The organism is Alteromonas sp. CH_MED4-4 (assembly GCF_037029575.1).
Lineage (GTDB): Bacteria > Pseudomonadota > Gammaproteobacteria > Enterobacterales > Alteromonadaceae > Alteromonas > Alteromonas macleodii.
The window spans coordinates 60,458-73,229 of record NZ_JAYMEU010000006.1 but is presented as its reverse complement, the minus strand read 5'-3'; the positions used below and the strand labels follow the sequence as shown (position 1 = coordinate 73,229).

11 protein-coding genes are annotated in these 12,772 nt (G+C 47.4%); all 11 read right to left on the bottom strand.

The window, feature by feature from the left end; genetic code table 11:
* Positions 1-47: 47 nt before the first annotated feature.
* The 11 genes from WA381_RS06135 to spoT all read right to left on the bottom strand — a co-directional run bounded on the left by WA381_RS06135 (position 48) and on the right by spoT (position 12,730).
* Positions 48-1,229 carry an NAD(P)/FAD-dependent oxidoreductase gene (locus WA381_RS06135; protein WP_014975323.1) on the bottom strand — a complete coding sequence of 394 codons (1,182 nt, stop codon included), beginning with the start codon at positions 1,227-1,229 and terminating at the stop codon, positions 48-50.
* A 2-nt stretch (positions 1,230-1,231) separates the two neighbouring features.
* Positions 1,232-2,263, bottom strand: a complete 1,032-nt coding sequence (locus tag WA381_RS06130) for an ABC transporter ATP-binding protein (protein WP_156085723.1) — start codon at positions 2,261-2,263, stop codon at positions 1,232-1,234.
* A complete protein-coding gene (locus WA381_RS06125) occupies positions 2,263-3,783 on the bottom strand; it encodes an ABC transporter permease (RefSeq protein ID WP_014975321.1) in 1,521 nt (506 codons plus the stop codon). The genes WA381_RS06130 and WA381_RS06125 overlap by 1 nt, the downstream gene beginning before the upstream one ends.
* Positions 3,780-4,814, bottom strand: coding sequence for an extracellular solute-binding protein (locus tag WA381_RS06120; RefSeq protein WP_156085722.1), 1,035 nt, complete (start codon positions 4,812-4,814; stop codon positions 3,780-3,782). The genes WA381_RS06125 and WA381_RS06120 overlap by 4 nt, the downstream gene beginning before the upstream one ends.
* Positions 4,815-4,823: 9 nt before the next feature.
* Positions 4,824-5,633 (bottom strand): hypothetical protein, encoded by an 810-nt coding sequence (locus tag WA381_RS06115; protein WP_156085721.1) that lies wholly within the window; start codon positions 5,631-5,633, stop codon positions 4,824-4,826.
* A 344-nt stretch (positions 5,634-5,977) separates the two neighbouring features.
* Positions 5,978-6,451 carry a peroxiredoxin gene (locus WA381_RS06110; protein ID WP_156085720.1) on the bottom strand — a complete coding sequence of 158 codons (474 nt, stop codon included), beginning with the start codon at positions 6,449-6,451 and terminating at the stop codon, positions 5,978-5,980.
* A gap of 9 nt (positions 6,452-6,460) precedes the next feature.
* Positions 6,461-7,237 carry a class I SAM-dependent methyltransferase gene (locus tag WA381_RS06105; protein ID WP_156085719.1) on the bottom strand — a complete coding sequence of 259 codons (777 nt, stop codon included), beginning with the start codon at positions 7,235-7,237 and terminating at the stop codon, positions 6,461-6,463.
* Positions 7,230-9,302 carry an ATP-dependent DNA helicase RecG gene (gene recG, locus WA381_RS06100; RefSeq protein WP_049587128.1) on the bottom strand — a complete coding sequence of 691 codons (2,073 nt, stop codon included), beginning with the start codon at positions 9,300-9,302 and terminating at the stop codon, positions 7,230-7,232. Before recG ends, WA381_RS06105 begins: the two co-directional genes overlap by 8 nt.
* Positions 9,303-9,496: 194 nt before the next feature.
* Positions 9,497-10,204 (bottom strand): tRNA (guanosine(18)-2'-O)-methyltransferase TrmH, encoded by a 708-nt coding sequence (gene trmH / locus WA381_RS06095; protein WP_014975317.1) that lies wholly within the window; start codon positions 10,202-10,204, stop codon positions 9,497-9,499.
* A 3-nt stretch (positions 10,205-10,207) separates the two neighbouring features.
* Complete coding sequence (locus tag WA381_RS06090) at positions 10,208-10,594, bottom strand: RidA family protein (protein ID WP_014975316.1); 387 nt, start codon at positions 10,592-10,594, stop codon at positions 10,208-10,210.
* A 24-nt stretch (positions 10,595-10,618) separates the two neighbouring features.
* Complete coding sequence (gene spoT / locus WA381_RS06085; RefSeq protein ID WP_061093918.1) at positions 10,619-12,730, bottom strand: bifunctional GTP diphosphokinase/guanosine-3',5'-bis pyrophosphate 3'-pyrophosphohydrolase; 2,112 nt, start codon at positions 12,728-12,730, stop codon at positions 10,619-10,621.
* Positions 12,731-12,772 lie beyond the last annotated feature (42 nt).

Here is a 12,772-nt window from a genome sequence, read left to right as displayed (position 1 = left end):
TTCTTAGATTTCCGCAAAGTGTACGACAATTTGAGGGTGGTGAGGTTCTAAACCACCTGCCCTGCCGCCCAACCACTGCTCCATGCCCACTGGAAATTAAAGCCACCGAGCCAACCGGTAACGTCAACCACTTCGCCAATGAAGTACAGGCCTTCGACATTTTTCGCCATCATGGTTTTTGATGATAGGTCATTGGTATCTACACCGCCTATAGTAACCTCGGCGGTGCGATATCCTTCTGTGCCGTTTGGCTTTATTTGCCAATTCTCTAGGGTGTCAGCAATGGCGTCGCACTCGCCGTGAGTCAGCTGTTTCACCGGCACGTTGCGCCAACTATGATACTCAATAAGGCTCTGTACCATACGCTTTGGAAATACTTTATTTAAACAGGTGGCAAGCAATGCGTCTGGCGTCTCTGTGCGTGCAGTCTGTAGAACCGCAGTAGCATCATCATTAGGTAGCATGTTGATACTTAAGCTGTCACCCGCTTCCCAATAGCTGGAAATTTGGAGCATGGCAGGGCCGCTCAACCCTCGGTGGGTAAACAACATCGCTTCTTTAAACGTAGTATTGTTGCAGCTGGCATATACATCAACTGCGATACCGCTAAGCTCTGCCAGTGTGTCTTTATCTTTATCGTGCAAGGTAAAGGGAACAAGTGCTGCGCGAGTAGGTAAAACGTTAAGACCAAATTGCTGCGCTATTTTATAGCCAAATGGCGTGGCTCCTAGCTTTGGCATGCTTAAACCGCCGGTAGCAATTACAAGGGATTCACATTCATACTCGCCATTCGAGGTTGTAAGTGAGTACCCACTTTCAGTTTTTTCGACACCTAGAATGTCGCAACGAGTAGTAATCGTCACATCCGCTTTGTTGCACTCATTAAGCAGTAAATCGACGATCTCTTTGGCGCTATCATCACAAAACAATTGGCCTAAGGTTTTTTCATGGTAGGCAATGCCATACTCGGCAACCAAGCCAATAAAGTCCCATTGAGTATAGCGACTTAGTGCCGACTTACAAAAGTGAGGGTTTTGCGAAAGAAAGTTTTCAGGGCCTGCATACATGTTAGTGAAGTTACAGCGGCCACCTCCTGACATCAGGATTTTTCGGCCCACTTTTTTAGCGTGATCGAGCACTTCTACGCTGCGTCCGCGCGCGCCGGCCTGCGCCGCACAAAAAAGCCCTGCAGCTCCTGCACCAATAACAATTACATCGCGCTTGATCACAATTAACCTCTAGGAAAAACGGCCAATGGATGTGTGGTTATTAGCTGTACGAAAGCGCGAGTACCGGGCTTTATAGCATTTTCGTGGCTTACTCGTACTTTAAGCTCGTCGCCGCAATCCAAGACAACCGCGTAAAGCCGACTTTCGCCTTCGTAGCGTACCCATTCAACCGTACAGTTAGTTTCACTAAGTGTAGCATCTAAGCTTAAATCGTCAGGGCGTACCAACAAGTCTACGTTGCCGCTTGCACCTTGAAGCGGTGTGCCTGGCACATTACCAATATCAGTAACCACTGTTTTGTCTGTATTTGCTGCGCTGCTATCGAACGTCGCACTTAAGAAGCTCGCCTCGCCCATAAAACGCGCCACAAAACGGCTGGCAGGAGAAGAGTAACAGGCTTCAGGTGTGTCTAATTGCTCAAGCACACCTTTATTAAGTATACCCACTCTATCGCCAACGCTTAGCGCCTCTTCCTGATCGTGCGTTACCCAAATAGCAGGTACACCTGCTTTTTTTAAGGCATCGCGAATTTCCCAGCGCAAGCTGTCTTTTAGCGCAGCATCAAGGTTTGAAAGGGGTTCGTCAAGCAATACAAAGGAAGGCTCGTGAGCTAGCGTTCTTGCTAGCGCAACGCGCTGCTTTTGACCGCCAGAAAGACGTGCAGGTTTGGCGTCGCGAAAATTATCTAAGCCTAATAATTGAAGCCAATGATCGGCAAGCTTAGTGTCTTTTAAACGAAAGCAAACGTTCTGCTGAACGGTAAGATGAGGAAACAATGCAAAGTCTTGAAACACCATACCCACGTTACGCTTTTCAGGCGGAACATGTTTGTTTGCTGTACTCTCCCATTTACCTAGGCTCATCGCACCTTCTGAAATAGGAATAAGCCCAGCCAACGCTTGCAAAATGGTGGTTTTACCGCAGCCGGTTGGCCCCACCAGCATCAGGATTTCGTCTTGTCCAAGCTCAAGATTTAACTTGTCGACAACGCGGGTAGACCCATAATTCACAGACAAATTATTTACACTAAGCATTACGAACGATCATCCTCGGTAACGGTAAACTGGGCTTTTCTTTCGCCCGACAGCATGAGAATTAATCCCACACCTGATAATAAAACAAGTAAAAGCCCTGGCACGGCTGCGCGGCCAAAGTAACCCGCTTCGTAAACTCGCCACATATAGGTAGCTAAGGTTTCAAATCCTGTAGGTCCTAACATAAGCGTTGCAGGTAGTTCGCGCATGGCTTCTAAGAACACAAGCGCTGCACCCGCAATCATACCACGAAGGGTTAACGGCAGCGTAATTCGCATAAATGCCTCACGCGGGCTAGCGCCCAGCACGCGAGCAGCTTTTACCAGACCTGAATCAATATTCTCAGCCGTACTTCTTACACTTCCCACAGCAAGTGGGATAAAGCGCAGTACATAAGCCATCACAAGCAGACTTAACGTTTGATAGAGCGCGGGCAACTGCAGGCCAACATAAACAAGGGCTGTCCCCATTACGATACCCGGAACCCCAAAGCCAAAATAAGTAATGCGCTCCATAAAACGTCCAGCTTTTCCGGCAATAGCGGCGTGAGCCACCGGAATGGCTAGTAATACAGCAACAATTGCTGCAATAAATGACGCATGAGCTGAGTTCCACGCATAGCTAAATTCAAAACCGCCGGCGCCTTCTCGCACTAACCACAGCGTAAAAATAGCAAGGGGAAGTACAATAGCCATAAATACCACCGGCATAGTAGCCAGCAACATTAGGTTTCGCTGCCAGCGAGCAGGAAACAACGATAAATGCTTACCTGGGCGCTCTTGAGCGCCACTAATACGGCTTTCTATAAATAGAATAAGCCCAACAATAACCATTAGCTGAAGGCTCAGCATGGCGGCTTGACTAAGACCGAAGGCGTTATACTCAACAAAGATAACACGGGTAAAAGTGTCAAAGCCCATTATTGCAGGCGTACCAAAATCGGATAACGCATAAAGTGCAGCAAGGAGTGCCCCTGCGGCAACGCTATTCACAACACGCGGTAAAACCACTCGCCATAAGCTTGCGCCTAAGGTTAACCCTAACGTACGCGCCGCGTTAACCAAGCTTGCATCTAAACTCAGTAAGCTTGAACGGGTTGTCATCATGACGAATGGATAAGTATAAAGGCTCATGACCAGCGCAGAGCCCCAAAGGCCGCTGATAGGTGGAGTGCTAATTCCCAGCACATTTTCAATTTCGCCACCTGTGCCAAATGAAAAGTACATCGCAAATGCGCCAATGTAGCTTGGTAGTGCTAATGGCGCGGCAAGTAAAATGAGCCAAAACCGCTTAAATGGCATCTGCACATAAGCGGTTAAAAAGGCAAGCGGCACTCCGATAAGTACAGAGCCAATAATGGTAAGTACCACCAATGACACCGTGTTCGCTAGTACCCTTAGGTTATGGGTATCGAAAAGTTGCGCACTATCTTGAGCTAGAGAAAACAAAACGCCGACGGGCAATAAAGCCATCAGCGCGATAAGAAGTGCCAGTGGATACGACTTTGGCCAATTTGTCACAGTACGCCAACTTCCCTCATAAGATTAAGTGTAGGGCGTAAGTCAGCCAGTTTACGAAGGTCCATTTCAGGCGGTGACAGCGTACTTAGGTCAGCTAAGCCTTGCGGCTGTTCAACCCCTTGAACCAGAGGAATTTCGTAGGCTTCGCGAGCAAGATAAGACTGAACTTCGTGCGAAAGCAGGTAACGAATAAAGTTAACCGGCAAGTCACCGTCGCTCAATGCCACAATACCAGACGCATTTACTAGGCAACCTGCGTCGCCTTTACTGTACGCAAGCGCTACGTTTGCGTTCGGCTTACCCGATTTAAGGCGAAGTGTGTAATAGTGATTCGCGAAGCCAATATCGACTTCACCACGTTCAACGCCCATCACTACACCAAGTTCACCGGCGTACTTTTTTGCGTGCTTATTAATGCCTTTAAGCCATGATTTAGTGGCTTTATCACCCTCTAAAATGCGCATTGCAGTGACAAAAGACTGAAACGATGAGTAGGCTGGCGCCCAGCCAATTTTTAAATCGCTGTCGGCTAATGCCATCACGCTTTCAGGGATTTGCTCCGGTTTAACACGCTCAGTGTTATAAGGCAGTGTACGCACACGACCTGTTACCGGAGACCAGCTCGGGTACTGAAAATCTTCACGCAGCTGCGCAGTAAGGTCGTCTGGCAACGGCTTAGCCGCGCCAGCATCAGTAACCATGCCAATAGAGCCCGTGTCTACGGCCCAGAAAAGGTCGGCGCGTTTAACGCCTGCCTTAGTCTCAGCTACGATGGTGTTGGCTAATGCCGCAGAGCCGCCGCGTCTTATTTTAAGATTAAACTTTGGATTGCGCTTTTCGATGGCCTTTAGAACATTCTCGTACAAGCCACCTTCACCACGACCTAAGTAAAGTGTGAGATCACCTTCCAATTTAGGCAGTGACTCAACTGACACACTGCCTGTTTGTGTCATAGCGTGAGCAAAACTAAACGGCAAACCAGATAATGCACCGGCCGCTGCTAAGCCTTGTAAGAATGTTCTACGTTGCATACACCTTCCTTAAAATACGTCTTTACGACTTTGTTCTACTTCAACCAAAAGTGCGCGAGCGCGATCAAGTTTGGCCTGCATAGACTCTACGACCTTACGAACTGAATCAACGCCAGTGTCTTTTGAGATAGCTTGTGGAAGCGTTACGTTAAAGTCTTTCTCCAAGTCTTCAACCAAAGCTGCGTTTTTCGCAATCAAATCACCTTCCACACCTTCAAATCGTTGAAGGTAAGTATCGTGAACAAGTGTAGTTGCTACTTCGTGAAGCTGTTCCGCGTACTTAGCAACAACACGATCAAGACGTGTTTTAATATCGTCGATAACTTCAGGGCCTGTGGTAGGTTCTTTTTCGGTGGTTTGAACCTTGTTCACTAAGCCTTTCTTTTGATACTGGGACGCAAGTTTAACTGCGCCTAACGCCTGCCACAAGGCATGATTTAGCTTCTCTTGCTCTACGCGCACGTCTGCAACAGCCTTACCTTCATCAATGGCGACTTTCACACCATAAATACCTTGCCAAATAGAGGCGTAAATAGGCACATACTGGGTTTCAATAGCAGAGTGAAAATCCACCTCTTCCCAATACTCAATCAGTGCATCGGTCTTAAGCGATTTATCTTTTGCTTCATATGCATCAACAACACTGCCAAACTTGCTTTCTAACCAATGTACCTCTTCCGTATATTCGCCGATGTGCGCGTGAAGATTGTTCACGTGATCGCCAATGGCACCGTTAGCAAGCGCCTGAGAAGATAGCATCGAGAAAGTGACCGCAGAAGCCAGTACCAAAGCACTCATTTTTTTCAGTGTTGTTGTCATAATTATTCCTAAAACGTTTGTCTTTTCACGCAAATGATACTTATTATCATTAAGCAAGTAAAGGTAACTGAACGAGCCCACATGCTAAGTAACGTAGTGTGTTAGCCCCTATTTTTTCTGCACTTTCAACACAGAATACTGCATGTTAGTTCATTAACCTTCACTGAACGTACTGATATTCAACGCTATTTACAGAGCGCCAGATCATACATAGGTTACATTTTAATGAAAATGGCAACCAAGTATACGCTTAAGTCAATTAACCTATTCACAAACATCTAAACGAAAAAAACCCGCAACCTTAGTTGCGGGCTCTTGATATTATTAACGCCGTATTTTCGGTGTTACAGGCTATCTAGCATGGTTTGCGCATCGCTAACGTCGAAACGACCTGGGTCTTCAACGTTTAGCTTTTTCACTTCGCCATCTTCCACAAGCATTGAATAACGTAACGAACGCAAGCCGCCAAAATTGCCCGTGCTCATGTCTAAGCCAATTTGCTTGGTAAAGAAACCATTGCCGTCTGCCAGCATTATGATCTCTTCAGCATTGCTTGCTTTGCCCCATGCATCCATAACAAATGCATCGTTCACGCTTAAGCAAATAATACTATCAATACCTTTGGCTTTAAGCTTATCAGCAAGCGCTACATAGCCCGGTAAGTGGGCTTGAGAACAGGTCGGTGTAAATGCACCGGGTACCGCAAACAATACAACGCGTTTATCCGAAAACAGTTCGTTCGTTCCTGGGTTGGTTATTTCGCCGTTTTCTAAAAGGCTAAAATCTACTTCAGGCAAGGTGCTACCAACTTGTATCATGTTGTTCTCCTAGGGTTTTTGACACAAATACACATCAAATCTATGTTTTTTACTTTCTATTGCCATGGAGGGTTTCTCTCCTGCCAGCACGTCTGCACTGTTTGGGCGTTTAACCACTACCCGGTGCGTGGCTAGCTTTAGTGCTGGCGGTAACAGCGCATCTGCATCTGGATCGTGACCAAGCAGTTGCTGAAACAGCCGCATTTCCTTTTTCACCAAGGCTGACTTCTTTTTATGTGGGAACATGGGGTCTAAGTAAATAGCGTTCACATTCTCACCAGTGAAGTATTGCATTACCTCAGCACTATTTCCATGTTGAAGCGAGATTTTAGCTGCAAGTTCTGGAAAACTAAGCGCTAATCTGCGAATACCGTCTTCGAGTAAAGCGGCAACAACTGGCGATCGCTCTATCATAGTGACCTTGCAGCCAACGCTTACCAAAACAAAGGCATCACGACCTAGCCCAGGTGTTGCATCTACCACATGCCACGCTTCGTTACCTTTAAGGCCAATGGCTTTAACAATAGGTTCTTTGCGCCCGCCACCGTGCTGCTTGCGATACAAACTAGCGGGCGATGCAAAATCAACCTCTACTGGGTTCACTTTTTTCTCGCCTGCGTCGGCAAGGCCTAGCACGCCGTTTTGTACCTGTAGATACAGGCCTTCGGTAGGCTTTTCACTGCTGCTGACAACAGGAAAACCCCACTTCTCACTGATTGCACTAATTAATTTAGCGTCATCGCTATTGGCGTCATCACAAATGATTAAAGGCACATGATTAAGCATGACCGTACTGCTCCTTGTGCCCTATCCACCTATTAATGATGGCTTGAGCGTGAGAGGGATACTTGTCCCAAAGGGTATAGGCAATTTCCTGAACCTTAGGAATAAGAGCGGCGTCGCGCACAAGATCTGCTATTTTAAGCTCGGCCATTCCGGTTTGTTTTGTCCCCATAAACTCACCCGGACCACGAATTTCCAAATCTCGCTGGGCAATATAAAACCCGTCATTAGACTCACGCAATACGCCAAGGCGCTGAGTAGCGGTTTTCGATAGTGGGCTTTGGTACATAAGTACACACTGACTTTCTACCGCACCACGCCCTACTCGCCCTCTAAGCTGGTGAAGCTGCGCTAGGCCCAAGCGTTCAGGGTTTTCAATAATCATGATACTGGCATTGGGCACATCTACGCCTACTTCAATGACGGTAGTTGCGACCAATAAATCCAGCTTTCCGTCTTTAAAGTCAGCCATAACCTGCGCTTTTTCAGCGGGTTTTAATCGCCCGTGTACCAAGCCAACGTGTAAGTCTGGCAGCGCGGTACGCAGGGTAACCGCAGCGTCTTCTGCTGCCTGACATTCCAACACTTCCGACTCATCAATAAGCGTACACACCCAATACGCTTGCCGACCATTTTCTTTACAGGCCTGACGCACTCGCTCTATCACATCAGCGCGGCGTGTATCCGGCAGCACCACAGTTTGTACCGGTGTTCTGCCCGGTGGCAATTCATCAATAACCGAAGTGTCTAAATCGGCATAGGCCGTCATGGCCAGCGTTCTTGGAATAGGCGTTGCCGTCATGATCAGCTGGTGAGGATAGCGGCCTTGTTGCTCACCTTTATCACGAAGGGCTAACCGTTGATGCACGCCAAAACGGTGCTGCTCATCCACAATAACCAGCGCTAACTGCTGGTAGTTCACGCTTTCTTGGAAAATAGCATGGGTACCCACCAACATTTGAATATCACCGGCTTCTAACCGCGCTAATACTTCATTACGGGCTTTGCCTTTAAGCTTTCCGGCAAGCCAACCTACCTCTATTCCCAAAGGCTCTAGCCATCCGCGAAAGTTATTGGCGTGCTGTTCTGCCAATAGCTCTGTGGGCGCCATTAACGCTACCTGATGCCCTGCCCCAATGGCTGATAACGCTGCCAGTGCGGCAACCAAGGTTTTACCTGAGCCAACGTCTCCTTGAACCAAGCGCATCATGGGTCGCGCATGCTGCATATCTTTTTGAATGTCTTGTACCACGCGAGCCTGAGCACCCGTTGGTGAAAATGGTAATTGGGCAAGCATTTTATCGATAAGCGGCTGATTCACCTTAATGGGAATGCCAGGCTGCGCATCTGATAGCTTTCGCACTTTAAGCACACTAAGGTGATGAGACAGCAGCTCTTCCAGAATTAACCGATACTGGGCAGGGTGCAACCCCTCTTCCATTTCGTGAACGTCGACATCAGGCGGCGGCCTGTGTACCAGATGAAGGGCCTCGTTCAGGCTTATTTGATTATCGTAAATACCGTCGGGCAGCAAATCGGCCAGCGCCCCTTTATCCAAAAGCTTTAAAGCTTGGTCAGTCAAATTACGAAGGGTTAGCTGTTTTACACCGTCGGTAGTGGGATAAACCGGGGTTAGTGATTCTTCTGATGGTGGCGCGTCTTCATCCACAAGCTTAAACTCTGGGTGCATCATCTCAATGCCCCACTTGCCAGTACGCACTTCTCCAAAACAGCGCACCGTGTTGCCTGGTGTCATGATTGAACGCTGCACCGCACCAAAGTGGAAAAAGCGTAAGGTTATGGTACCAGTACCGTCGCTAAGCTTGACCACCAGCATGCGCTTCTTGCCATATTGAATGTCGGCGCTCATTACCTGGCCCTGCACGCTTACATGAGTAAACGGGCGGCACTCTGCCACGCTATAAATACGGGTTCTGTCTTCGTAGCGGTGAGGAAGATGAAACAGAATATCTTGAAGGGTAAACAAACCTATTTTGTTAAGCTTTTCTGCCACCTTTGCGCCTACGCCTTTAAGCGCAGTAATGGGTGTAGTGGCCAGTGCTTGCATCAAGCGATATCCTTCTTTTGGAACATTAACTATTTAACCTTTGAATTGGCACAAGCTGGTGTTATTCAACATGTTATAGGAAAAGAAGTGTAAAGGATTGTTGAGGGGTTGGCGAGTACGCTTTAGGCCAGTTTTTTACGCTGGCCCCTATACAAGTACGAGCAAAACTAAAAGTGCTACCAATAGGTTAGGCCCTAGTCGGCCTCTAGCGCGTTTGCTTCTGCTTTTGTGATCTGCATTTCTTTCCACCAGCTATCGTCGGCATCCACTTCACCAATGGCGTTAATAGCAGGCAAAGGCAAACCTTTGCGTTGGCAAAGTTTATACAAACGCGGGTAACCATTTTGAAAGGCCAATGCTTGGCACTCTTCTTCTGGTAACTGCTGGGTGTTATACATACCTGCAATAGTACGTTGGCGCTGGGCTTCGTAAAGTACTAGCGCTGCGGCTACCGATACGTTCAACGACTGCACCATGCCCATCATAGGAATAACAATGTCGTGATCGGCAACGGCTTTCGCCTCATCAGAGGCACCGTATTTCTCTTGACCAAACAAAATAGCCGTAGGCTTGGTGTAATCAATATCACGAAAATCGACAGCGGTATCAGATAAGTGGGTTACCAGCACCTGCATACCTTGGCCTTTTAATTCAGCCATCGCGTCGTTGATATTATCGTGATTGGTTTGACGCACCCATTGTTGGCTTCCCATAGCGGTGCCGCGACGAAACTGGTATTTCTTTTCCCACACGGTGTGAACGCGATGAATACCCACTGCATCACAGGTTCTCACTACTGCAGATACGTTATGCGGCTTGTGTACATTTTCAAGGCAAACCGTAAGATCAGTTTGCCTTCTTTCCAGCACTTGTCTTATGCGCTGGTAACGCTCAGGTGACATGGCTTACTCCGGCAGTTCCATTACACCATCAATTTCAATTTGTGCACCTTTAGGCAATGCAGACACCTGAACGGCTGCGCGCGCTGGGTAAGGTTTGGTAAAGTAACGGCTCATGATCTCATTAACCGTTGCAAAGTGACCTAGGTCGATAAGGAAGATGTTCACCTTCACTAAGTCATTTGTAGTGCCGCCCGCAGCGTCACACACCGCTTTAATGTTCTCAAAAACTTGTACAGCTTGCGCTTCAAAGTCGTCAGAAACCATTTCCATAGTTTCAGCAACAAGAGGAATTTGACCTGAAAGATAAACGGTAGTACCTGCTTTAACCGCTTGGCTGTAAGTACCAATAGCAGCAGGTGCCTTATCGGTCTGAATAATAGACTTAGACATAGTAGTTCCTAAATAGTGTAGTAATTAGTGTCGTGATTGACTATGACGAGACACTCTTTGAACTTCCGGCATGGTACGTATTTTCTTCATTACGCGAGCCAAGTGCACACGGTTGTGCGTGGTAAGTTCAAGGTCAATAAAGTAGATATTACTCTCTTTCTCTTCAGTTTGCAGACCAATGATATTGGAATCGCACCCTGAAATGGTGTTCGTTAAAGTTGCCAGTGTGCCCTGATGGTTAAACAACTCTATACGCAGTGACGCTTTAAATTCGCCTTGCGGGTTGTCGTCCCACTGCATGGGCAGCACGCGCTGAGGTTCTTCTCGCGTAAGCTTGCGAATATTGTTACACCCAATTTGGTGAATAGTCATACCGCGACCGGGGCTTAAAACCGCTACAATTTCATCGTCTGGAATAGGATGGCAACAACGAGAATAGTGAACAAGCAGGCCTTCTGTGCCGCGAATAGCCACATTACCTTTCTTGTCTGATAAGTCTGTTGTGCTTTCACCCAATAAACGGCGCGCTACAATTGCGCTTAGCTCGTTACCAAGCCCGATATCTACTAGCAAATCGTCAAAATTAGCATGCTTAGTTTCGGCCACCACACGTTCGATATCTTCGTTTGGAATATCGTCTAGTTTAACGCTGCCTAACGCATGACGAAGTAGACGGTTACCCATGTTCACCGCTTCTTGAGAATGCTGTTTACGCAGATACTGGCGAATACGGGTACGCGCACGAGCGCTCACCACAAAGTTTAGCCAGTTCGCATTTGGCTTCGCTTTCGGCGAGGTAATAATTTCCACGGTTTGACCGTTTTCAAGCGGCTTACTTAAGCTGAAGTTTCTGCGCTCTACGCGCACACCTACACAGGTATTACCTACATCAGAGTGTACGGCGTAGGCAAAGTCGACAGCGGTCGCACCAGTCGGTAATTCAATAATTCGCCCGTCTGGAGTAAATACGTAAATTTCATCAGGGAACAGATCGGTTTTTACCGATTCGATGAATTCAAAGGATGAGCTGGCCGACTGCTGAAGCTCAAGCAGGCTTTGCATCCACTTGCGCGCTCGAAGCTGTGCAGTGGTGCCATTATCGCCAGGTTCTTTGTAAAGCCAGTGCGCCGCTACCCCTTTATCTGCCATTTGGTCCATTTCCTGGGTTCGAATTTGAATTTCCACAGGAATGCCGTGCGGGCCAATTAATGACGTATGCAACGACTGATAGCCGTTGGTTCGAGGGATAGCGATATAATCTTTAAAACGGTTTTCAATAGGCTTGTACAGCCCATGCATAGCACCAAGGGCGCGATAACAGTTATCTACCGATTGAACAACGATGCGAAACGCATAAATATCCATTACCTCATTGAACATCAGTTCTTTGTTTTTCATTTTGCGGTAAATGGAATACAAGTGTTTTTCGCGACCCAGTACATTCGACTCAATTTGATAGGCGTCTAAACGAGTGTTCAGCTCTTCGCGAATGTTTTCGATAATCTCTTTACGATTACCGCGGGCCTGGCGCACAGCAGACTTTAGTGCGCGATGGCGCATTGGATACATGGCCTGAAAGCCTAAATCTTCAAGCTCATTTTTAATATCGTGAATACCCAAGCGGTGGGCAATTGGCGCATAGATTTCTAGCGTTTCTAGCGCAATGCGGCGGCGCTTGTCCGGTCGTAATGACCCGAGTGTGCGCATGTTGTGCGTGCGATCAGCAAGCTTGATAAGAATAACCCTGATGTCTTGCACCATGGCCATCATCATTTTACGGAAGTTCTCCGCCTGCGCTTCCTGTTTAGTGCTAAACGCGAGTTTATCTAGCTTACTTACCCCTTCTACCAGTTCAGCAACGGTATCGCCAAAAGCTTCGGCTAAGTCTTCTTTGCTGTAATGGGTATCTTCAATAACGTCGTGAAGGAGTGCTGCCATGATCGTTTCGTGATCAAGGTGCATGTCAGCCAAAATACCGGCGACGGCAACTGGGTGAGTAATGTACGGATCGCCGCTTGAACGCATTTGTCCGTCATGCGCTTCTTGCGCAAGCACAAAAGATTCTTGTACCAACTGAACGCGGTCGGCTGGTAAGTACTCTAAAACTTTCTGCTTTAAACCTTCAAACAAATACACAGTGAAGCGTGACCCTTATCTAACGTTACAACCCTAAGAATA